Below are 21,977 nucleotides of genomic sequence, written 5' to 3'. Positions count from 1 at the left end.
CTTTATCTCTGCAGGCCAATGAAAAAGCGAAATCGACAAAAAGAAACCCTGGGTTTCTCTTCATGAATCAACCCAGGGCGAAATGAAATGATTTGTGTCGACTCCCTAAAAATGGTTGATGTTTGCCACCACGATGGCACCGGTCCCCCAGAAGACGATCAGCCACATCACCAGCGCATAGAAAGAAAATTTCCATAGGGAGACGATCGTTTGATTCTGGTGCGCATCGTAATGGCCTTCTTTCTTCCCCGCTTGATAGAGCATGTAAAGAACAAAGACAAAGACGGCAATGCCCACCAAGAGGGTGGCAAAGAAAAAGGAAGGACCAAAGAGATCAAGGCGTAGAGGATAATTGTAAACGGAATACTGAAATTTCCTTAGTTCAAACATTCGTATTGCTTCCCGCATGACCCCCACCGCCAAAACGGAGAGAAATGCGAAGGTGATCAGGGTGGGGACCGCTCCATCGTGAGGCGATTTCCCCAGCAACATCAAAAGAAACCAGCTCAGGAGCAAGAAAGCGACGATCACCCATATGATGGGGTTCAACAGGCTTCCCTGGAGGGCATTATAGAGGATCACATCGAGGATGAGGAATCCCCCGAAAAAAAGCGCTGCCTTTCTTCCCACCTCTTTAAACCAAGCAAGCTCTCCCTGATCTTTATCTTGGCGTTGGCGAAAATACCAGGCGTAGAGCATCATGTAGATCCCGGTCACGAAGAAAGATAACAGGATAAAGAGAAGATAGCGCGGGATATTGAAGGCATAAACATGCCATCCATCCGTGTTCATCGTCGTTCCATTGTTGGTGTACCATTTCACCCATTGATCCGGAAAGAGCTGTTGATACGATAAAATGTGCATGATTGCCCCTGCCAGCAAGATGAGCAGAACGGAGGGAATCCCCAAGAAGAGAACCCATTTTCCGCTTCTTTCTTTATTGCGGAAATAGTAGAAGTAAAGTAGATAATAGGCGACAATGGCTACCGGGACGAACAAAACCACCCAGAAGGCAGACAGGTTATTGGCGGTATACCAGAGATTATCATAGATGGTTTGGGTAAATAAGAGAGGGGCCACCCCAAAAACGATCGCAAGGGACAAGGATATTTTCGCGACATTGGCCAACGTCTGAGAGGCACGCCTCCAGCGCAACTCTTTTTTCAAGTACCCGTAAATGCTGAGAATCATGCCGCCGATGACAAGGTTCACAAAAAACATGTGTATTGCCCAGGTGACGACCATTAAGATTTGCGTCACGATGGGAAAAAAGTCGGTTCCGCTGGGGTAACGCAATTGGTCCAGGAGCTGTGTCACATCGATTCCCATCCTTCATCCTCCTTTTCTACTTTCCTTGGGTTTGCTGTATGGGTTGATCTCGATGGATCGAAGCCAAATACTCTTTATTCAGTTCCGCCAGATAGAGGGCAAGAGCCCGTTTCTCTTCCTCGGTTCCGGCTAACTTCGGCATATAGGGGGAAGCCCCCTTCGCAGGATCACCGCTCATGCGGGTAATCAGAAACTGATAGATTAACTCCGGACGGGTGACGCCCTCCATCTTTTTCACGAGAGGACGAGGACCATTGGGATCCAGGCTGTGGCAAGCAGCACAGGAGACCATGGCCATGGCACGTCCCGCTTCCAGCTCATTCTCCGGAGTAATGGTGCGGACTTTATCGGGGACAAAAGGATGGCTTTTTAAAAATCCCTGCCGGTCGATCGTGGGAATCTCACTTTGAATCCCCTTCCCCGGTACATCTCGTGCGATGATTTGATTTACATAGACAAAATCTCCGGCGATATACGGCTTGCGCATCCATTCGCGAATGCGCTCCTGCGGATAGATGGTAAGTCCTAAAACGACAACCATGAGCAGGATGGTAAAGGAGACATACTTATTTCTTTTGGGGAGCATATAAAAGAAAGCGAAAACGAAAATCAGAAGCAGAATTGAAGCAAAAATGGTTAGCTTAAAGTTCATGGGAATAGCGAAGTCTAATGTTGTGAGGGCTCGTATGGGAAGCGTGTTCAGGTACCAGAGCAAGAACATGCCGCCGAAAATAAGCCCACCGATCCCCCAGAGGGAGAGGGTTTGCACCAAATCTTTTCTTAAGCCCTCTTCCTTGACCCGTGTCGCCACGGCAAGACCCATCAGAGCAGCCAGCGCCACGGTAAAGGCGGTTCTGACCCCCACCTGGGGGAAGTAGTTCGGATTAAAGAAGGCATCCATCACGTTGCCGGTGGTAAACCATTTCTCACTGCCGGGAGACATCATGAAAGCAAGAATGCCGACGATGAGAAGAAGCGTTCCCCAAGAGACCATGGCAAAGATCCAAGAGAGATGCATATAGGTGCGTCGGTCAATTTTGTCGAAGATGTAATATAAAATATAAACCATCGCCACTTCCGTCACAAACCAGACCCATTCCGACGCCCAAACCCAAACGAAATTATGGATGAGGGTAGAGATTCCACGCGGGTTCGAAACGGTCGTAGAAAACCAGATGCCCGGCCCCGTGAGCGACCCCATAATATACGAGGTGAGAAGAAGCGTGAACAGATATTTTTTTACATAACCATAAAGTTCCTCATGATTCCCCCGATACGCTTTATAAAGCAAATAGGCTAGTAAGAATGAAGCACCCACGGAAATATGGGAAAACAGGACGTGCGTGGAGGCGATTAACGCAACCACATAACCGGACCCAAAGTTGGGTACGTACCACTGCGGATAAAACCCCAAAATATCCAGCACAGATCACAACCTCCTTCGATCATGCGATCACCGATCAATCTAAAGATCTCCGTTTACGGCGATTCGACCTCTCTCATTCTAGGAACCGCCCTTCCATCGACCACTTATCGTTCTTAAGAATCTCTCACCCGCATTCATCTACTTTTGCGGGCTTTCTGAATCTGAGGAGGGTGAATCGACAGGTTGGGCCGCTTTCTTCATCGCCCGCTCCGCGTAAGCGGTATACCAAGGTAACGACTTCTCATCCATGCCCGCTTTTCTCATGGCCAAGGTCATGTAAGCCACATCATCGGGTTGTTCGTTCTTCGGCCAATCCTTCTCTTTCTTTGCCAGATCGGGCCGCGGTTTTGAAAGAATATAGGCAGCGAGATCGACGGCCTCCTGGGTGGTAAGCGTACCGGGCGCATGAACCCCCATTTGAATTTTCGGCATATACCGCTGAATGTAACCTGCAGCCGTTCTGATGCGCCCCATTCCGGCACCGATATTAAAGGAATCCTCACCCCATAGTGCAGGACCCACCGTAGGGCCTCCGCCATTCCCCGCCCCGTCCACTCCATGGCAGGATGCACACCCCAATTGGTACAATTTCTCCCCATTCGCCAGATTTGGGCTGGGGAGCTGCCCTTTGATGGCGGGTGCTACCACCCATGGCCGTTTTTTCGTCCCTTCCGGCACATTCTTCGAGATATAATTGATATAAGCCACCATCGCCTTCATCTCTTCGCTGTCTTTTGCCGGGGCGGTACCGGCCATGCTCCGTTCGAAACATTGTTGGATTCGATCTTCCAGGACGATATTCTGCCCCGACCTGGAATTATACTGGGGAAAGATGCGATTCACCCCCACCAGGTTCAGATTGGCTCCCGTTCCTCCATCGGCATGACAACTGGAGCAGGAGAGTTTATTCCCCACATATTGTGGCAGTTGATTGGCCGTATCCACCATATACAGGTATCCCTTTTTAATCAAATCCCCTTCCGGACCTTGGGGTACCTCCTCCATGCCGGGTACCGGCGGCATGCTGTCCAACTGTGATATAACTGGGACGGTTTGAACCGGATATGCAAGCGCTTTCCATCCTAAATAAAAGAGAACGATGAGAGCAAGAAGACTAAGATAAAGAAGCGGTTTTGGTTTCTTTCCCATCATGTTTCACCTCATAGCATAAGGAAGTCATCGATATTGCAGCTATACTATACCACCCATTTTTTATTTATTCTAATTCTTATTATTAATCGCCTCGATAAATTTAAAGAATGGCCGAATGATATCTACCTTTTTTATCGTGTTAATAGGGTAAATGGAAGAAAGAATTGCGCCGACTACGCATTTCTTTTAAAATAGATACGGCGGGGGGTAATGAGGATTCATACCGTCTCGTTATCCCGGGAGGTTGGTTCTATGGCGATAGGAGGGGTCACTTTGAATATCGACCATTTACGTACATTCGTCACCGTCGCGCGAACCCGTCATTTTTCTCGGGCTGCGAAAATCCTGCATTTGTCTCAGCCCGCCATTAGCCATCATATACATTCATTGGAGGACTATTTTAAAGCACCTCTCTTTGATCGGCGCCCCCGCGAGATTCTATTAACTCCTTTCTCGGAGAGGCTCCTTCCTCGGGTAGAAAAGCTGTTAGAACTTTATCAAGAATTGGAATCCTTTTCGTTAAGAGAGGATAAGCCCCCCCTCTCCATCGCAGCCAGCAATACCATCGGTGAATATATGCTGGCCGATCTCATTCGCAGTTTTTTATCCCAAGAACGTCTTCCCTACGATCGCTTAAATGCACGCGTCATGACGACAAAGGAAGCGCTCGACTCCGTCGAGAAGGGAGAATGTGACATCGCTCTGATCGAAGGAAAGGTAAGTGATCCGGTTTTCACCTATGCTGTGTTTGCCCAAGATGAGATGCTGCCGGTCGCAGCCTCCACCTATCCTCTCACCCAAAATGCGACGCTCGTAGAGCTCGCAGAAGCTACTTGGGTGATGAGAGAAGAAGGATGCATGATGCGCCTGCATGCCGAATCCTTTATCCAAACCATTGGTTTACCCGTCGAACGCCTTCATATTCTATCGATGAATAATAATCACCTCTTGAAACAAAGCATTAAGAACGGATTAGGCGTTGGCCTTCTCCCACGGCGTACCATTGAGAAGGAGTTACGGGATGGAAGCCTGATCCGAATCCATACGCAACCCTCATCTCACGATCGCCCCTTGCACATCGTTCGTCGGAACGGCCCTTTCCCTTCTTTTATCGCGCACCTCTTTTGGGATTTTGTCGCAGGGTCTCGTCAAAGTGGGGACTAATCGAGAGGAAAACGGAAAAATTGATATCCCGCCGGATTTTCCCTTCATTCTTTTTTACTCGAACCCTCTTTTCTTGAATCAAAAACATCTTTTCGCACGTCCAATTTTTTACCGTTGATCATCACCGTGTGTTCATCGATCCATGAAACCGTGGCTGCCCCTTCACGATATTGATAATAGATCTTTTTTCTTATTCCTGTTTTGTGGTTAATGATTTCTCCACGGATCGCATACGAGGTCGTTGCTCCGCCATTCATCCTATATATTTCCAAGGTGTATGTATTGTTGGGAGAATTTGATGTAAATAAAAGTTCCCCTCTGGGAATGCTGGGAATCGAAAAGGTATTATTTAGAATGATAAAGATAATGATGAGTACAGGAATAAGGATTGGAAGTAAACAGCCGCCCAAAAGCAAAGGAAAAGAACTTTTTCCACTCTCGCCCATAATCGATCACTCCTTAAGCAAGAAAAATCCTCATCGATATCGAGAGGAGTAGTTAAGAGATCTGAAAGTGGACCCCATTGTCAAGACATTTTTTTAGGAAGGGCCGACAGGTACATAAAAGAGGCTTGGCCGCTTTTGTCACGCCATTGCCGAAGTTGATTTACGTGCATTCCATATTCTGAGGCGATTTGAGACTGGGGCCATTATACTCCTCAGAGATTGTACATCATGGAAGGTGAGTGTTTATCCCATGTGATTTTGATCGATCTACGGCGTGGGGAATTAAATTCTCATCAAAATAAATGATCCCTCGCTTTACCCCTTCATTAAGTTTTGAAACGGATTTTAAAAAGTCCCTTATGGCCTCCGACGACGCATTTATCCCATAAATCGCACGCTTTACAAAGATCGTACCATCCCTATTTTTCCCTAGATACATCGACCGATTTTTTAAAACAAACTCAATCACCCCATCCCCATACGTTAGTTGAGGATTTTGAACCTCGTTTGAACTTGCTATTAAACCAATGGGCATAAAAAGGAAAATCAGAACCAGCGAAAGTACCATAGATATCTTTTTCATTCTTCTCGCTCCCTTGTTTCTATCATTCGATCCCCATTCGTTCACATCATGCTTCTCTAACGCGACTCAATACGAATCTGTAGATCGTAATATTTTCTTCCCTTTCTTCATTTTACCATGCAAAATTGTGGACTTCCATACGGAATTTTGCGGAAAACGGGAAAAAGTGAAATCATTGGACACAAAGACAGACCCCGGGTACATTCCGGGGTCATTTCTTTTTTCACTTGCGAACTGAATGGAAAAGTCATCATCCCGCCTGACCTCATCCTCCAGGGGGGGGATGTTACTTAAGACTCTCATCATCCCAACCAGTGAAAGGAACGGAGTTAAACCTCAATGGACTCTCCCGGTTTTAAGGCGGCGCCCCCAATCCCTCTTTCCTTCAGTTTCGCCACGAACGCATCCCCATCCTGGGCGATCAGGGGGAAGGTGTTATAGTGGATGGGGACCACCTGCTTCGCTTTGAGCCATTCGGCCGCTAAAAGTGCATCCTCCGGACCCATGGTGAAATTGTCGCCGATGGGAAGGAGGGCGAGATCGGGGCGATGCCGCTCCCCGATCACCTTCATATCGGAGAAGAGGGCGGTATCTCCGGCATGATAGATCGTTTTTCCCTCCGCCATGAGAAGAATCCCTGCCGGCATGCCCGCATAGTGGAGGGTGCGGTGTTCCTGATCTTCCAGGGATGAACTATGGAAGGCAAGGGTAAACTTCGCCTTGATGCCCCCCATGTCGTAAGATCCCCCCAATCCTACGCCATGGGTCCTCGCCCCCCGCCATCCTAGGAGGGTGGCCAATTCATAGACGGCGACGATGGTGGCTCCCGTCCGCTTCGCGATGCTTACCGCGTCGGCGGTGTGATCCCCATGTCCGTGGGTAAGAAGAATATAATCGGGCCGCACATCCTCCGCCTTCACGTCCGCTTTCGGATTTCCCGTGAAAAAGGGATCGAAGAGAATCTTTTTCCCCCCCGTTTCCACCATGACGGTCGCATGTCCGTGATACGTAACTTTCATTCGGATCTCTCCTTCCGTTATGATGTGAAGATGCAGCTCACCATCGGTATAAAGTCCCTACTCGATGATGTCCGCCAATTTTCCCAAAGGTTCCGCCAAGATCCTTTGGATGTCTTCATATAGGAGCATGAGGCGGGATTCCTGTTCCATGAGACGGCTTATCCCCTGATGGAGACGGATGGTATCAAAGAGGCGCTGCAACTTCTCCACCTCTTCGTTGTCCGGTTCCTCCCCTGCCAATTGCTTCTCCTGCAACTCCCGCTCCCTCTGTCTAAAATCGAGGAGCATCCGCTTCGCTTCCGGATCTTTCCCGATCTCTTCATACGCTTCCTTTAAGGCGCGATATTCCTCGCTCTCTTCAATCTTTCTCGCCAATGAATAGGCCAACGAATATTCCATACGTACCTCCTTCTAAAAAAATCCTTGATCCCTACTTATCATCTTACCAAAAATGGGCAAGGGGCTAAAGGGGGAATCAGCCCATAATCAAAAACTGAAACAGGCCGATCAACCCTCCCAATAGACCGCCCAGAAGAGTGATGGCCTTCAGTTCCCTGCGCGTCACTTCCAGGATCATCTGTTCCAGCTTCGGCAGCGGAAAAGAGGCTACCTCCTTTTCCACCAACCGGGATATGTGTAAGGAGCGGTAGATGGCGCTGATTTCTTCGTTCAGTTGCCTCAGGATCCATTGGCTCACCTTCGGTAGTAAAGGAAGAAGGAAGGTGTAGAGGCGTTTCCCCCAGTCCCCCGCCGGACGATGAAAAATCCGGAAAACCCCTTCCTGAAGGCCTAAGGTTTTGACCAAAAAAGAGGCCAAAGGAATCGAGGTTTCTGTCCCGGTTAATTCCTGAAGGCTTTTTCCCAGAAACCCTTCCAAATATCCCTTGATCTTCCCCTCCCATTCTTTGGCCACATGAGGGCTTCCCAGGTAGCGTGCGAGGGGAAGAATAAGCATCTCCTCGATCCGATCCTCCCTCACAAAGAGAGCCGCCGCCCACTGCCACATGGGATTTCTCCCCGCCAAAATCCGGTCAAGGGCCTCCATCACCCACCTTCTCCCCTGGGATGAAAGGAGGAAAGCATGAAGCTCATTCACCATTTCACCGGCCAGGTAAGAGCTGAACCGATCGAGCGATTCGGAAGGTAGATGAAGGAAGTGGCCGATGGGGATCCCCCGATACCGATCCATCTGTTCGGCGATCAGGCGAACCAGCCTATTTTCATCCAAATGGGGTGTAGTTAACTTCTCTACCCACGCTTCCCACTCCGGTAGACCGAGGGAACTCCCCAATTGAGCCGGACTCTCTTTGCTCTTTAACATTCGACGTAGAGTGATGCGCATCCGAACCCGAAGTTCCCTCTCCATCCGGGGAGAGAGGAAAGCTTCCTTCACCGTTTTTTCCGTCATGAGATATTCCTCCACCATTCTCCCGAACTGATGGGCGATCTCCTCCTTTCGCTTCGGGATCAGCCCAGGAGTAAAGGGAAGATGAAAGGGACCCCATGTGATGGAGCGGTAAGGGCGGAAGAGCATTTTAATCGCAATATAGTTGGTAAAGCTGCCGATAACGGCGCCGATAAAAATCATACCCAATAATGTGAAAACCACAGGGGTTCCTCCTTTATGCGGTGGGCGAAACTCTATGGGCAGTCAAGCCCCTTCTCTTCACACAGGTGCCCCACTGTACATACGATGTGAAAGACGGGTATAACCAAACCATTGAAGTAGGGACGAAGATGAAAGCGACCCCTTTTGAGATTCGCATTGAGGAAGAGGTGCACTTCCCTCCGGGAATCGATCTCCTCTTCCATCATGAAGTACTAACCAAGTGGAATCTCCCTCCCGGCACTTCCTTGCCGATCCGGCTTGGCCTAAAGAGGGAGATCGGGAACATCGGGGGGGAAGCGCATAAAAAAGGATTGCTTCGCATGAGAAAAAGGTTTGCAAACCGCCTGCTTCTTCCCTTCCCGGTAAAGATTTATGGGTGGCTTACCCCGGAAAAAGAGATCCTCTTTGGGCCTACCTTTGGTATCCTCCTCTCTGGAGTAAAGGGGGAAAAGGAGGATCCCTTCGGTCTTTATACCCGGTTTTGTGAGGAAGCTTGGGCCCTTTCCCGTTCTTTCAACGTTCTCTGCTATGTGATCCCTTTCCGGAGCCTAATGGTAAAGGAAAACCGGGTGGAGGGGTGGGTGAAGGAGAAAGAGGGATGGAGACCGTATCCCATGCCGATCCCAACCATTCTTTACAATCGCCTCTCCGTTCGAAGTCAGGAACGCTCTCCTCTTTTCTCCTCCTTGCAACAATCGCTGCGGGAGAAAAACGGAGTCCTCTTTAATGATAAATTTCTAAATAAATGGGAGGTGGTCGAGCTCCTCCAAGGGGAAGTAGACCTTCTCCCGCATCTTCCCCTCAGTCTGCCTGCGGTAAAACTTTCCATGATTAAAGAGATGCTCGTTCACACGTCTGTCCTTTTCCTTAAACCTCTTCACGGGAGTGAAGGAACAGGAATCATCCGCGTGCGGAAAACGGGAGATGGTTATTTGACCGATGAGATGATCGGTGAACAAATGGAGACAAAATTCTACTCGACTCTCCCCTCATTGTTGCACAGTTTGAGGCAAAAAATCAAACGGAAACGGTATCTCCTGCAGAAGGGCATTCCTCTCCTTGAAGTGGAAAGGAGAACGACCGATTTTAGAGTCCTCGTCCAAAAAGGAAGAAATGGAGAATGGAAAGTGGTCTCCCTAGTGGCCCGGATTGGCAAGCCGGGCGCCTTCGTTTCCAATGTGGCACAGGGGGGAAGGATGGAAAGAGCCTCTCACATTCTCTCGGAACTTCGCGAAAGCCACCCCGCTCTTCCAACCATTCACCGGTTAAAAGCCCTGGCTAGAGAAGTGGCTCGAAGATTGGATGGAAAATTAAGCGGTTATTATGGGGAATTCGGCATCGATCTGGGCGTTAGCCAAGCAGGGGAAGTTTGGCTCATCGAGGTAAACTCAAAGCCTTCGAAAAAAGAAGAGGCGACCCTCACCCCGGTGACGGGCCCCCGCCCTTCCGTGCAGCACCTTTTTGATACGCTATTTTACTACCTTCATTTTTCGCTTCATCAAAAAGAGGGAGGGAAGGGAGTCGGATGAACGAAAGAATTTCGTTAGGGATTATGACCACCCGCTCTCCCCGCTTCTCCCCTTTCCCGGAGGAGAAATTTTATGCTGAATTGGCTCGCATAGGAAAGGAGAAAGGCCTTATGGTCTTTACCTTTTTCCCCGAAGAGATCAATCCCTATTCTAGAAAAATCAATGGGTTCGTTTGGCACGAAGGGAAATGGAAGAAGGGAATCTTTCCGTATCCGACCTTCGTTTACGACAGGGTTTTCTATACCGCTTCTTCCTTAAACAGAACGCGTTGGAAAGTAGCCGACTTACGGAATCAGCCGGGTACAACTTTTCTCAACCGGGGGCTACCCGACAAATGGAAACAATTTTGGTGCCTGAGGAAAAATCCCCGCTTGGTACAGCACCTCCCCCCTCAAGAGAGATATGCAAATGGGGAGCAACTGCGAAAATGGGCACAAGAAGGAGAAGTGATCTTAAAACCCCTCTCCGGGGGATTTGGTCAGGGTGTTTTGCATCTCGTTCCCGGTACGCCCGCCCTCTTGGAAGGGCGAACGAGGGAGAATCGCTACTTTCGTAAAACGTTTCCCTCATCTGAAAAAGCTTTCCGTCTCGTCGTTCCCCGCCTCACCTCCCGATACCTGATTCAGCGCTATCTTTCGTTAACCACCCTGGAGGACCGGCCCTTCGACATCCGCCTCTTTATGCAGAAAGATGAAGAAGGGGTATGGCGTCGGGCAGGCCTGGGAGTACGCATCGGCAAGCCCCATCATCTTACCTCCAACCTGCATGGGGGAGGGATAACCCTATCCCTCGACCGGTTCAAAGAGTGGGAAAAAGGACGGATCGGGGAGAATCTGGATCAAATCCTAACCCCTTTAGGGATTGAAGTGGCCGCCACCCTGGAAAAAGAATATTCACCCCTTTTTGAAATGGGAATTGATATCGGGATCGATCGGCAAAACCGGATATGGATTCTCGAAGTGAACGGGAAACCGGGAAGGGATATCTTCGCCCAATTGGGAGACTTGGAGGGAATGAAATGGGTTTATTCTGGTCCGGTCCGCTATGCACTCTATCTTTTGAAACTGAAAAAGGGGGAAAAGGGCGATGCAGTCGCAAACCATGAGAATAAAACGTATGTCGGGGAGAGAAGATCCTCTCATCGCGCTCCCTAGAAGATGGAGGGAAAAATTTGCAGGAAATACAACGCCCTTTGTACAATTTGGCCATCGGGAGGTCAAAGCTAAACTTCGTTTCCATTCCGGATCTCTCCGGGAAATTCGAGTGAGTGACCCTTTGCTTGAGAATTTATTCATCCCCTATACGGATCCGCTCCTCCTTCGCCTCGAAAAAGGGAAGATCATCTTAGGGCCTCTGGTTGGGATCCTCACCTTCGGCCTCTACGAGGACCCGGATCATCTGCAGAAGCGAAGATTCCTTCGGACCTTTCGCACCCTGTTAAACCCAAACCGTCCGGGCCATCCGGGTGGACTCTACTTTCTCTTTGACTTCCAAGATGTCGATTGGGAAGAACTGACCGTAAAGGGATATTTCTATCGTCTTCAAGGGAGTAAGGCGGTATGGGAAACGAAGAAGGTTCCCTTCCCGGACGTGATCTACAATAAGATTCTCTCCCGCAGGAAAGAGGAATCCCCTGAGGTGATGCGCTTTTTCAACCTTCTTTATGCCCATACCCATGCCCAGATCTTTAATGAATCCTATTTCCAAAAATGGGACATCTACCAGCGCCTTATGACATTTGAGCAATTAAAAGACCTCATTCCCGAAACCTATCCTTACCCCACCGTTGAACGAATCGAAGAGATGCTCAAAAAGTATCCCATGGTCTATCTGAAACCGAGCGATGGGTTTCTCGGGTTAGGCATCTACCAAGTGTTGCGGCAAGCGAAAGGATTACTGGTTCGCTATCGCCTGCACGATCGAAATCTTTCCCGCATCTATCCCTCCGTCGCCTCTTTGCTGAAAAGGGAGTTCCCTGAACGGAAAAGGAAGAAATACCTCGTGCAGCAAGGAATATCCCTGATGCGTTTGGGAGAAGATCCCGTCGACTTCCGTGTTCACTTAAATAAAGATAAGGATAACCGATGGATTGTGACGGGGATCGGCGCCAAAAAAGCAGGGAAAGGAAGCGTAACGACCCACATACGGGCGGGGGGAAAAGCCCTGGCCGCTCGGCAAGTTTTAGATCATCTTTTCCTCGATCAAGGGGAAGAGTTTTATCGAAAACTGGGGCGAATCTCCGTCGCGGTAGGAGAAGCCTTGGAACGATCGTTCCAAAAACCGATCGGGGAATTGGGTCTTGATCTCGGCATCGATCGTAACGGGAAGATTTGGCTCTTTGAAGCCAATTCAAAGCCGGGGCGTTCCATCTTCGAAAAAATAGACGAATTAAAAGCAATCAGCTTGAAACCCATCCATCTTCTCACCGAATATATGACCTATTTGGCGAGATTTCGTTAGTTTTATGGAAAAAGAACAGGAGGGAGAGGAAATCAGATGGAGAAAAAGAGAAAAAAGAATTTAGAGCAGATGGAGAGAGCCACCCCGTTGATCGGGATCCTTACCGTAAGTCACCGTGGGCGTATCTTGGGAAATCTCCCCCTCTTTAAAGCTTTTACAAAAACAGCGGACCAACAGGGAGGGAAGGTATTCGTCTTCACCCCCGGCGGCATCGATTGGATCGGCCAAAGAATCCGAGGACTCCACTATCTTCCTGAAAAGAATGAATGGCAAGAGATGAGTTCTCCATGGCCGGATGTGGTCTATAACCGCATTCCCAACCGGAAATGGGAAGCCCTCCCCCCGATCGCCGAAACCATCAACCGTTTGAGCGCCGCATTTGGCCCAAAATTCTTCAATCCCTCTTTTTTTGACAAGGGGAAGCTTTATGAACTTCTCTCCCGCTCCCCTTGGAAGGAACATCTCCCCCCTACCTACCACTTCAAAAGTGAAAAAACGCTTAGAGAGGCCCTCTCCCTCGAAACTCCCCTCTATATCAAGCCGACCGACGGGAAAGCAGGGGAGGGGATCTTTTATGTCGAACCGGTCCGTGGAAACAAAGAAGAGACTCGATACCGCCTCCGTTCCACCGACGGAGAGGATCAAAGCGCGGACGCGGTTGGTTATTCCGAAATGTGGAGGCGCCTCGCTCCTTTCATCATCGGCAGGTCTTATCTGATTCAAAAAGCAATTCCCCGTCTCACCTTCGCCGGACGGCCTTTCGACCTGCGGGTGCTCGTGCAAAAGGGGGAAAAAGGAAGATGGGGAGTAACGGGAATCGGCGTCCGCCTCGCCGGTCTGGATCGGATTACCACACACGTCCCTCAAGGGGGAAGTATCCTCTCCCTGGAAGAGGCGTTAAGCCTCTACTTCACCAGAAACGAGAGAAAAAGGGAATATGGAAACATCGAAGAGGTCTCCTTAAGGTTAGCCCAATCGATTGACGAAGGATATGGTTCGGTCCTGGGTGAAATGTCCATGGATTTAGGCCTTTCTCCGGATAAAAAAATCTGGTTCTTTGAGGCAAATGCCAAACCGATGAAATTTGATGAACCTTCCATCCAAGCTCGATCCCTAAAGCGGCGCTGGGACTATTGCGCATACCTTGTCGGTCTGGAATGAATAGGTTCCCGGCGATGATAAATTCCAGAAGAAACGAGGAAAACCGATGGAATTCCGTACCCTTACTCCTGACGAGCTCCACCCATACCGCCCTTTCCTGCTTCACTTTCTTCGCCGGTTTGGTGGGGGGCATATTACCCACCGCGCCATCCGCTGGTTAAAAAACATGGAAGGAAAGGAATTGGAAGAGAAGGGAACCCTGATCTTGATCGCAACGGAGGCAAAAAAATTAATTGGCCTGTTCGCCGTTTCCGATTTTGGCCTCAAGGAATCATTGATTGCGGTCCATCCAAAGCACCGGAATCGGAATCTGGGAAAGGAAATGCTGAAAAGGGCAATCGAGAGCCTGGGTACACTCTACGGGCGGGTCGCTTTAGACAACCTGCCAAGCCTGAAAATGTGCCTTGGCATTGGTATGGTCGGATTTAAATTAATCGAAGGACCTACCGGCAAACCTACCCTCTGGTTGGGAATCGGACAATGGAAGAAGGAAGATGTGACGTGAAATCTTACCGAATCGGGGTCCTCACCTATCAAACGGGCAAGGACCGCTACAGCCAAATGAGTTATATCGCCGCTTTAACTAAAGCGGCTCAAAACTACCCGGTGGAACTCTTTGCCTTTGGGGTCGATGATGTGGATCATAAAAAGGAACGGATTCGCGCCCTCTGCTATGATCTGAAGCAAAAGAAGTGGGAAAGAAGGTGGGTTTTTTTCCCCCATTTGGTCTACGACCATGTCCGATACCATCCTACGAAACAATTTAAGCGTTATGTAGAATTTCGAAAATCAGGAATCATCCCTTTTTCATATCATGGATATTCTCACAAACTGGGCGTGATGGAATACCTCTCTTCCCTCCCGGAACTAAACGAGTACATTCCGGAGACCATTCCCCTCACCCGTATCGAGGAGATCCCCCGTTTTCTTAAACGCGGCCCATCCATCCTAAAACCGATCAACGGAACAGGGGGCCGGGATATCTTCGCTCTTGAAAAAAAAGGGAATCGGTATCTCTTAAGCGGCAGAACGCGGGAGGGAAGATGGTTGGACCATAAAATAGTAGGAATGGAAGAGCTGAGGCAAGTTATCCTCCCCCATCTCAATCGGGAACGATACTTGATTCAACGAAAAATCCCCATTGAATATGGAGGGAAAACCTGCGATACCCGGGTATTGGTACAAAAGGACGGCAAGGGGGAATGGAGCTTCACAGGAATGGGAACAAGAATCGGAAAAAGCCACCGAGTGGTCTCCAATTTAGCCAAAGGAGCAAATGCGATTCGCTCGGAAGAATTTGTTCGTTCATATCTTCATCGGGACCCGGAACCCATTCTCCAAAAGATCCGGAAGATTTCGCTGCTCATTGCAAAAAAATTGGAAGAACGGTATGGGTCCTTTGTTGAGTTTGGTTTGGATCTTGGCATCCTGTCCGATGGCAGTTTCCGGTTGATCGAAGCCAATTCGAAACCGGACCGTAAAATTTTTCTGCGAACAGGTCAGCGGGAGGCCTATCAGGAAGCGGTCAGAAAGCCCATTGAGTACCACCTTTTCCTCTGTCGGAAGATCGTCGGAGTTTAACACCTTTTTTCTATTCCTCCCTAAAACACCCGTGTTGCATAAAGATATACTTTTTTCCAGTAGGGGCGGTCCAAACGGCTGATCTGAACCTTGCCGCCCTTTGCGGTGGAAGCATGAATAAATTCCTGGTTTCCGATGTAAATGCCCACGTGGTTCATCCCTCCGCTTAAATCGGTATCGAAGAAAACCAGATCCCCGATTTGGAGCGTCTCTCCAGGGGAAAGAAGCCGGGTAACATTTCGCTGCTGTGTTGCGGTTCGGGGAAGTTTAATCCCCACATCGGCGAAGACCTTCTGAGTGAAGCTGCTGCAATCAAATTTGTAGCTGCCGTCTTTGTCGTAATCAGCCCCCAGCTTGTAGTCCACCCCTAAATATTTTTTTGCATCCTCCACCACTCGGGCTGCCACTTGGGCGCGGGAGTCGGAGGAAGGATTTTCTTCCTGAATGACTCGTCTTGCGCCAAGATAATATTTTTTGTAGATCCCCGTTGCATCGTGAACGGCCACCTTACCGCTGTATTGATAGGCGTCAATCAATTGGTTATTTCCCATGTAGATCCCTACGTGGATCACACGGGATGGGCCGTATCCAAAGAAGACGAGATCCCCTGGTTTCGGGGATATTCCCTTTGGAATTAGGATCCCTTGTTTTGCTTGAGCCGTAACGGAGTCGTTTAATAAAATGCCCACGCGGGAAAAAACTTCTTTGGTAAACGCCCAGTTATCAAAGGCATACGGGCCGGTTGCGCCCGCTTTATATGGCTTCCCCAAAAGGCTTTTGGCCACCTGGACGACCTGATCTGCTTTCGATAATGGGGCAGCCGAGGGAGCATGCACCGGAATGAGAAAAGAAGCGGCGAATAGCATCAGGGTTAAAGCAACAACGAAGGGATTCTTTCGATTCCTTAAATGCATTTCATCACTCTCCTTTTTTGGTTTCTCCCCTTGGACCCATCATAGCATAGATTCATATCCATCTTTCTGGTAAAATAAGCCGCCTTTTTACGGATCATGTTGAAATAAACACGTTGATCTCTTGACAACGGCCTCCCCACGATGCATAATAAGGAACATAAAATGGATGTTTATGTAGTGATGATTGGGAAGAGTAGGAGAGGAATGAGGTTCTAGAGAACGAAGCCTTGGCTGGAAGCTTCGCCCCAACCCTTTCTGAACCCACCCATGAACTGCCAGGGATGACTTGGCCAGGGAGACCCCCCTGTTATCTTGGAGAACCTTTTTTAGCGTGCTAAAAAAGGAGAATGAGTGACTGCTCCCGCAGTCATGTAAGGTGGTACCACGGAAGCAAGCCTTTCGTCCTTCGAGGATGGAAGGCTTTTTTATTTCTTTCAATTTAAACTCCATATGTATGGAAAAATTCCTTGAGAGGAAGGAGGATCACCATGGTCCGTCAAAAGAAAATCGGCATGATCGGTGCAGGGTCGATGGCGGAGGCGCTCATTCAAGGTCTGGTTAAGGAGGGGAAGGTCTCTCCCCGGCAAATCCATGTCACGAACCGCTCCCGAAAGGAGAGGCTAAAAGAGTTGTCCGACAGGTATGGAATTGAGCCCGTTACGGATAACTCCGTGTTGAAGGAGATGGATATCCTCATCCTGGCCATAAAACCGAAAGATGCGGCGGAAGCACTCTTTCCTATTAAGGCATATCTCCATCGGAAGCAACTCATGATCTCCATGATGGCAGGGGTATCGATGGATTACCTCCTTCGACTGGTGGGTTTCCGTTTACCGATCATCCGGACCATGCCGAATACTTCTTCCGCCATCGGCTTGTCTGCCACCGCCATCGCCGTAGGCCCCCATTGCAGCCAAGAGAATGTGGAAGATGCGGAGGAGATCTTTAAAGCCATTGGTTCCGTTACATGGGTGAAGGAAGAGGATCTGGATGCCGTCACGGCTCTCTCCGGCAGCGGCCCCGCCTACATTTATTATTTGGTTGAAGCCATGGAACAAGCAGGGATAGAGGTAGGCCTTAGTCCGCAAATCTCCCGGGAACTCACCCTAAAGACGCTCCTGGGAGCCGCCCACATGTTGATCGAAACCGGTGAAGAACCTTCGATCCTGCGTACTAAAATCATGTCTCCCGGTGGAACAACGGTCGCAGGCATCGAATTCTTAAATCAGTCCAAATTTCAAGAGGCGGTAAAAGGAGCCGTCCTTTCTGCTTGGAAAAGGTCACTGGAAATTCGGAACTCCTTTGAAAAAAAGAAGGAGGAAGTCTTGCCTCCCTTGCAAACTCAATCCAAATGAGCCCATCCACTGAGAATTCCTTCGTATCCCCCGTTTCTTGCATCCACTGAACCGGGAAATGGACCTTCAAACCGTTTCACCTATGACAACATGGGGAGTATGGAGTAAAATGGATATAGTGGCCGTTGCAAAGGAGAGACGAGTCATAAGACTTGCAGAGAAAGTTTACAATTTACAAAGGGGGAATGATCGATGCCCACGGAAGTGAAAACGATCTGCGGCTATTGCGGGACAGGATGCGGTCTTGTTCTAGAGGTGGAAAATAACCGCATCGTGAAAGTCCGAGGAGACCGTGAAGCTCCGGTAAACCGAGGACAAACTTGCGTTAAAGGGGCCTTTGCCTACACCTACGTCCATGCGGAGAATCGACTGAAAGAACCCCTCCTCCGCAAAGCGGGAAAATTGGTTCCGGTTTCATGGCAAGAAGCGATGGATTATGTCACGACGAAACTAAAGAGCATCAAAGAACGCTGGGGGGCCGATGCGATCTCCCTTTTTGCCAGCGCCCGGTCAACCAATGAAACCAACTATATTTCCCAGAAATTCCTGCGGGCAGCCATAGGCAGCAACCATATCGACGGCTGTAATCGGACTTGACACGCTCCCAGCGTCGCCGGTCTGGCGACCGTGTTGGGCAGCGGATTCCCCACAGGATCCATCGCCGATTTTGAGAAAGCAAACCTCCTACTCCTCATGGGTTCCAATACGACGGAGGCTCATCCCATCATCGCGAATCGCATGAAAGCAGCGGTGAAAAAAGGTCTTAAGATCATCGTCGTCGATCCGCGAAAGATTGAGATGACCAAGGTGGCGGCAGATCACCTTCAAATCCGTGTCGGAAGCGACATCGCCCTCATCAACGGGATGATTCATGTCATCATCGAAGAGGGGCTCTACAACCCCACCTTCATCGCCGAACGGACGACGGGGTTTGAAGAATTAAAGAAAAAGGTGGCGGCTTATACCCCTAACCATGTCTCTGAGATCTGCGGAATCCCGGAGGAGAAAATCATTGAAACGGCTCGTGCCTTCGCCACCGCAGAAAACGGGATGATCGCCTATACCCTCGGGATCACAGAACATGTACATGGGGTGAATAATGTTTTCGACATCGCCAATCTCGCCCTTCTCACAGGCCATATCGGAAAACCCGGCAACGGAATCATGCCCTTAAGGGGACAGAATAATGTGCAAGGGGCCGGGGATATGGGGGCCTTACCCAATATGTTGACCGGGGGGTTACCCCTCTATGACGAGACGGTGAGAAAACGGTTTGAAGAGAGATGGGGAGTAAGGCTTAATCCCCACGTGGGAGATACCCAGACCCGCACCTTCCAGCGCATTGAAGAAGGGACGGTGAAGGCCGTCTATATCATCGGAGAAAATCCCATTCAGGCCGATGTTTACAAGAGCCATACAAGGCACCTCTTTGAACAATTAGAGCTTCTCGTGGTACAAGATATTTTCATGCATGAGACGGCTGAATTAGCCCATGTGGTGCTGCCTGCCCGTTCCTGGGCGGAAAGCGAAGGTACATTTATCAACACGGAACGTCGAGTGCAGCGGGTACGAAAAGCGGTGGAGGCCGCCCCGGGAACGCGGGAAGATTGGGAGATCCTCTGTGACCTCTCCACCCGTCTGGGATATCCGATGCATTACACCCATGCCGAAGAGATTTGGAATGAAATCCGTTCCCTTGTTCCGGAGATGTATGGAGGGATGAGCTATGAACGTCTGGATCGGGAGGGGGGGCTTCAATACCCCTGCCCTACGGAGGATCATCCAGGCACCGGCTATCTCCATGAACGGTTCCATCAGGAAACTTTTACCGGAATGAAAGGAAAGTTCGTCCCCGTCGATTATCTTCCCCCTCCGGAACCTGCCGACGAAGAGTATCCCTTCATCCTTACCACGGGGAGGCGATATGAACAATACAACACCCACACTCAGACCCGTCATTATGCGAGCGGCGTGAAATTAAAACAGACGGAGGAGCGCCTGGATATTCACCCTGAAGACGCGTCTCGCCTCGGTATTCAGGATGGCGATCTCGTACAGGTCTCCTCCCGTCGGGGATCGGTTAGGGTAAAAGCCCAGATTACCGAGAAATCGGCGCCTGGTCTTCTCTTCATGAGCTTCCATTGGCGCGAGGTTCCTACCAACCAACTTACGTTAAATGAATATGACCCCATTTCGGGAACAGCCCAGTATAAAGCCTGCGCCGTAAAGGTGGAGAAAGTTTCGGAGACGGCCACGAATTCAACATCTCTCCTGAATGAAACCATCCTGTAGGAAACGAATGGTTCTTCACGGCAAAACTTAGAAATTGACCGATCATCGGAAAAAGGACTGTCTCAAAAGAGTATAATCGAATAACCGATCCCAATTTTTATAAAAAAACATCCCGAACCACCATCAAAGTGGAACGGGATGTATGTTTTTGTGCAATATTTTATGATGACTTATGGAACAGCACCTTTTAAGGTTAAAGTGGCTTTGGAGCCTTACCGGCGCATGAAACGGGTTTCCCATTCTTCACCGGGGATGGGAGGGCTAAAGAGGTTTCCCTGCCCCTCATCGCTTCCAAGCCGCTTAAGGAGTTGGAACTGCTCTTCCTCCTCTATTCCCTCTGCCAGTACCTTTAATCCCAGATTATGGCCCAGATCAATAACCGATTTGACAATCGTCCGATCCCGATCATCCCCGTTAATATTCTTAAGAAAAGATCGGTCGATTTTTAGCTTGTCCAGTGGTAGACGATGCAGATATTGGAGAGAGGAGTAACCGGTGCCGAAATCATCGAGGCTGATGCGGATCCCCCGCTCCTTCAAAGCATGAAGCTTTTGTAAAGAGCTCTCCGCATCCTGCATTAAGGCGCTTTCTGTGATCTCCAAATCGATCTGTTCACCGCTTACTCCGGTCTCCTGAAGAATCCGATCGACGCTCGCCACCAGATCCCGCACCTGAAATTCCTGAACAGAGAGATTGATCGCCATCCGGAAAGAGGGAGGAACCCTCTCCTCCCACTCCCTCAGTTTTAAGCAAGCCAAACGCATTACCTCTTCATCGAGAAGGCCGATGAACTCCATTTCTTCAGCCACAGGAATAAAGATACCCGGAGCCAAAGGACCTAAGACAGGGTGGTTCCAGCGGACCAAAGCTTCTGCCCCCATCCATTTCCCTGTATGCAAATCAACAATGGGTTGATAATGCAGGTAGAACTGTTTTTCTTCCAAAGCCCTCCTGAGGTACTCTCTGACCGTCAAACGGATGTGGATCTTCTCCTCAAACTGGGAGGAGTAGAGAAGGTAAGGGACTCGAACTTCTCTGGTGAAGGAAGAAGCTTGTTCCGCCTTTTGAAACAAGAGCTCAGGTTCTTCTCCATCCTGGGGATAAAGACTGATTCCCGCTCGAAGGGTGAGGTAAAAATGATGATGATCGAGACTAAAATGGCGATGAAACTCCCCCAATACTTTTTGAACGAGGGAAATCACCTCATCATAATCGGAGATAGGAAGAAGAAGAATAAATTGCGATCCGTTCCACTTCCCCAGAAAACCTTCCTGGCCGATGATTTCCTTTAATTGGTCCGCAATCGTGCGGAGGAGCTTATTCCCGGATATACGGCCCAGCGATTCGGCAATTTGTTTAAACTGGAGAACGCTGAGATGGACGATAGCGATCTTCTGCCCGGTATCCTTTCTTTCCTGAATGAGACGATCTAAGGTCATCGTTAAAAAAGATTCATTGGGTAGATGAGTGACCGGGTCGTAATGGGCCAATTGGTGAATCTTCTCTTCCAGTCGTTTCTTTTCGGTGATGTCCCGAAAGACAGCCATAAAATAGCGGGGATTTCCCTCCATATCCTGGATCGATTGAATCATGGCTCCTTCCAGATAAAGCTCGCCATTTTTCCTTCGATTCCAAATCTCCCCTTCCCATCTTCCAAGGGTGAGAATCTTTTGCCACATCTGGCGATAAAAATCTTCTCCATGAATCCCGGAGCTTAAGATGTTCGGGTTTTTGCCCGTTACTTCTTCCTTCCCATATCCCGTCACGCGAGTAAAATGCGTGTTTACATAGATGATTTCTGCTTTGGGATTGGTGAGAAGAACCCCTTCTTCCAAATGGTCCAGAATGAGAGCAGGAAGTTTCTCCTCAACCTCAGATGAACCCATGATCCCTCTCCCCTCCCCCGTTTCTTCTGTAAAAGCCTACTGACCCGGATTACGATTGAGGAATAAACAAA

General features: G+C 49.3%; 20 protein-coding genes. 10 read left to right on the top strand and 10 right to left on the bottom strand.

Going from position 1 to position 21,977, the window contains the following annotated elements; all coding sequences use genetic code 11:
• Window positions 1–105: 105 nt before the first annotated feature.
• From THEAE_RS0102340 to THEAE_RS19760, 3 genes are all read right to left on the bottom strand, one after another.
• On the bottom strand, window positions 106–1,329 hold the full coding sequence (locus THEAE_RS0102340; protein ID WP_005588082.1) for a hypothetical protein: 1,224 nt from the start codon (window positions 1,327–1,329) through the stop codon (window positions 106–108).
• Window positions 1,330–1,345: 16 nt separating this feature from the next.
• Window positions 1,346–2,755 (bottom strand): c-type cytochrome, encoded by a 1,410-nt coding sequence (locus THEAE_RS0102335; RefSeq protein ID WP_005588080.1) that lies wholly within the window; start codon window positions 2,753–2,755, stop codon window positions 1,346–1,348.
• Between the two features lie 138 nt (window positions 2,756–2,893).
• Complete coding sequence (locus tag THEAE_RS19760; RefSeq protein ID WP_211233465.1) at window positions 2,894–3,904, bottom strand: c-type cytochrome; 1,011 nt, start codon at window positions 3,902–3,904, stop codon at window positions 2,894–2,896.
• A 255-nt stretch (window positions 3,905–4,159) separates the two neighbouring features.
• Here THEAE_RS19760 and THEAE_RS0102320 point away from each other — a divergent pair, with 255 nt between their 5' ends.
• Entirely contained in the window at window positions 4,160–5,071 is a 912-nt protein-coding gene (locus THEAE_RS0102320; protein WP_028986394.1) for a LysR family transcriptional regulator, read from the top strand.
• A gap of 44 nt (window positions 5,072–5,115) precedes the next feature.
• Here the strand turns inward: THEAE_RS0102320 and THEAE_RS23215 are convergent, their stop codons facing one another.
• A complete protein-coding gene (locus tag THEAE_RS23215) occupies window positions 5,116–5,397 on the bottom strand; it encodes a DUF5412 family protein (RefSeq protein ID WP_245605596.1) in 282 nt (93 codons plus the stop codon).
• Here THEAE_RS23215 and THEAE_RS23475 point away from each other — a divergent pair.
• Window positions 5,357–5,569, top strand: coding sequence for a hypothetical protein (locus tag THEAE_RS23475; protein WP_156920528.1), 213 nt, complete (start codon window positions 5,357–5,359; stop codon window positions 5,567–5,569). The two genes, THEAE_RS23215 and THEAE_RS23475, sit on opposite strands and share 41 nt — an antisense overlap.
• 174 nt (window positions 5,570–5,743) lie before the next feature.
• Here THEAE_RS23475 and THEAE_RS0102310 read toward each other — a convergent pair whose 3' ends face one another.
• The 4 genes from THEAE_RS0102310 to THEAE_RS0102290 form a co-directional block, all read right to left on the bottom strand.
• Entirely contained in the window at window positions 5,744–6,100 is a 357-nt protein-coding gene (locus tag THEAE_RS0102310) for a hypothetical protein (protein WP_005588071.1), read from the bottom strand.
• 329 nt (window positions 6,101–6,429) lie between these two features.
• On the bottom strand, window positions 6,430–7,119 hold the full coding sequence (locus THEAE_RS0102300; RefSeq protein ID WP_028986391.1) for a metal-dependent hydrolase: 690 nt from the start codon (window positions 7,117–7,119) through the stop codon (window positions 6,430–6,432).
• A 57-nt stretch (window positions 7,120–7,176) separates the two neighbouring features.
• Window positions 7,177–7,518, bottom strand: a complete 342-nt coding sequence (locus THEAE_RS0102295) for a YlbF family regulator (RefSeq protein ID WP_005588068.1) — start codon at window positions 7,516–7,518, stop codon at window positions 7,177–7,179.
• Window positions 7,519–7,594: 76 nt separating this feature from the next.
• Window positions 7,595–8,728, bottom strand: coding sequence for a DUF445 family protein (locus tag THEAE_RS0102290; RefSeq protein WP_028986390.1), 1,134 nt, complete (start codon window positions 8,726–8,728; stop codon window positions 7,595–7,597).
• A 20-nt stretch (window positions 8,729–8,748) separates the two neighbouring features.
• Between THEAE_RS0102290 and THEAE_RS21845 the strand changes: the two genes are divergently transcribed.
• The 6 genes from THEAE_RS21845 to THEAE_RS0102260 are packed head-to-tail and all read left to right on the top strand — an operon-like array spanning window position 8,749 to window position 15,459.
• Complete coding sequence (locus tag THEAE_RS21845) at window positions 8,749–10,257, top strand: YheC/YheD family endospore coat-associated protein (RefSeq protein ID WP_052329706.1); 1,509 nt, start codon at window positions 8,749–8,751, stop codon at window positions 10,255–10,257.
• Entirely contained in the window at window positions 10,254–11,411 is a 1,158-nt protein-coding gene (locus THEAE_RS0102280) for a YheC/YheD family endospore coat-associated protein (RefSeq protein ID WP_028986389.1), read from the top strand. The genes THEAE_RS21845 and THEAE_RS0102280 overlap by 4 nt, the downstream gene beginning before the upstream one ends.
• Window positions 11,344–12,717 (top strand): YheC/YheD family endospore coat-associated protein, encoded by a 1,374-nt coding sequence (locus THEAE_RS19750; protein WP_084213419.1) that lies wholly within the window; start codon window positions 11,344–11,346, stop codon window positions 12,715–12,717. Before THEAE_RS0102280 ends, THEAE_RS19750 begins: the two co-directional genes overlap by 68 nt.
• Window positions 12,718–12,753: 36 nt before the next feature.
• Window positions 12,754–13,878, top strand: coding sequence for a YheC/YheD family endospore coat-associated protein (locus THEAE_RS19745; protein WP_052329702.1), 1,125 nt, complete (start codon window positions 12,754–12,756; stop codon window positions 13,876–13,878).
• Between the two features lie 46 nt (window positions 13,879–13,924).
• Entirely contained in the window at window positions 13,925–14,383 is a 459-nt protein-coding gene (locus THEAE_RS0102265) for a GNAT family N-acetyltransferase (RefSeq protein WP_028986388.1), read from the top strand.
• Window positions 14,380–15,459 carry a YheC/YheD family endospore coat-associated protein gene (locus THEAE_RS0102260; protein WP_005588055.1) on the top strand — a complete coding sequence of 360 codons (1,080 nt, stop codon included), beginning with the start codon at window positions 14,380–14,382 and terminating at the stop codon, window positions 15,457–15,459. Before THEAE_RS0102265 ends, THEAE_RS0102260 begins: the two co-directional genes overlap by 4 nt.
• 20 nt (window positions 15,460–15,479) lie before the next feature.
• Here the strand turns inward: THEAE_RS0102260 and THEAE_RS0102255 are convergent, their stop codons facing one another.
• Entirely contained in the window at window positions 15,480–16,373 is an 894-nt protein-coding gene (locus THEAE_RS0102255; protein ID WP_028986387.1) for a C40 family peptidase, read from the bottom strand.
• Window positions 16,374–16,861: 488 nt separating this feature from the next.
• On the opposite strand from THEAE_RS0102255, the gene proC reads away from it, so the two are divergent.
• Together proC and fdhF are read left to right on the top strand one after the other, a co-directional pair.
• Window positions 16,862–17,728: a pyrroline-5-carboxylate reductase gene (gene proC, locus THEAE_RS0102245; protein ID WP_028986386.1), complete on the top strand. Its 867-nt coding sequence runs from the start codon at window positions 16,862–16,864 to the stop codon at window positions 17,726–17,728.
• A gap of 192 nt (window positions 17,729–17,920) precedes the next feature.
• Window positions 17,921–20,020 (top strand): formate dehydrogenase subunit alpha, encoded by a 2,100-nt coding sequence (gene fdhF, locus THEAE_RS19735; protein WP_245605516.1) that lies wholly within the window; start codon window positions 17,921–17,923, stop codon window positions 20,018–20,020.
• Window positions 20,021–20,232: 212 nt separating this feature from the next.
• Here fdhF and THEAE_RS19730 read toward each other — a convergent pair whose 3' ends face one another.
• Entirely contained in the window at window positions 20,233–21,906 is a 1,674-nt protein-coding gene (locus THEAE_RS19730) for a putative bifunctional diguanylate cyclase/phosphodiesterase (RefSeq protein ID WP_005588050.1), read from the bottom strand.
• Window positions 21,907–21,977 lie beyond the last annotated feature (71 nt).

The sequence above is a fragment of the Thermicanus aegyptius DSM 12793 genome (assembly GCF_000510645.1).
Lineage (GTDB): Bacteria > Bacillota > Bacilli > Thermicanales > Thermicanaceae > Thermicanus > Thermicanus aegyptius.
The sequence above is the reverse complement of the archived record's forward strand: the minus strand, read 5'-3'. Positions and strand labels throughout refer to the sequence as shown.

What these genes read in the sequence shown, in the direction of transcription:
- THEAE_RS0102340 (WP_005588082.1), bottom strand. Translation starts at nt 1,329, where the DNA reads ATGGGAATCGATGTGACACAGCTCCTGGACCAATTGCGTTACCCCAGC.
- THEAE_RS19760 (WP_211233465.1), bottom strand. Translation starts at nt 3,904, where the DNA reads ATGGGAAAGAAACCAAAACCGCTTCTTTATCTTAGTCTTCTTGCTCTC.
- THEAE_RS0102320 (WP_028986394.1), top strand. Translation starts at nt 4,160, where the DNA reads ATGGCGATAGGAGGGGTCACTTTGAATATCGACCATTTACGTACATTC.
- THEAE_RS0102310 (WP_005588071.1), bottom strand. Translation starts at nt 6,100, where the DNA reads ATGAAAAAGATATCTATGGTACTTTCGCTGGTTCTGATTTTCCTTTTT.
- THEAE_RS0102300 (WP_028986391.1), bottom strand. Translation starts at nt 7,119, where the DNA reads ATGAAAGTTACGTATCACGGACATGCGACCGTCATGGTGGAAACGGGG.
- THEAE_RS0102295 (WP_005588068.1), bottom strand. Translation starts at nt 7,518, where the DNA reads ATGGAATATTCGTTGGCCTATTCATTGGCGAGAAAGATTGAAGAGAGC.
- THEAE_RS0102280 (WP_028986389.1), top strand. Translation starts at nt 10,254, where the DNA reads ATGAACGAAAGAATTTCGTTAGGGATTATGACCACCCGCTCTCCCCGC.
- THEAE_RS19750 (WP_084213419.1), top strand. Translation starts at nt 11,344, where the DNA reads ATGCAGTCGCAAACCATGAGAATAAAACGTATGTCGGGGAGAGAAGAT.
- THEAE_RS19745 (WP_052329702.1), top strand. Translation starts at nt 12,754, where the DNA reads ATGGAGAAAAAGAGAAAAAAGAATTTAGAGCAGATGGAGAGAGCCACC.
- THEAE_RS0102265 (WP_028986388.1), top strand. Translation starts at nt 13,925, where the DNA reads ATGGAATTCCGTACCCTTACTCCTGACGAGCTCCACCCATACCGCCCT.
- THEAE_RS0102255 (WP_028986387.1), bottom strand. Translation starts at nt 16,373, where the DNA reads ATGCATTTAAGGAATCGAAAGAATCCCTTCGTTGTTGCTTTAACCCTG.
- proC (WP_028986386.1), top strand. Translation starts at nt 16,862, where the DNA reads ATGGTCCGTCAAAAGAAAATCGGCATGATCGGTGCAGGGTCGATGGCG.
- THEAE_RS19730 (WP_005588050.1), bottom strand. Translation starts at nt 21,906, where the DNA reads ATGGGTTCATCTGAGGTTGAGGAGAAACTTCCTGCTCTCATTCTGGAC.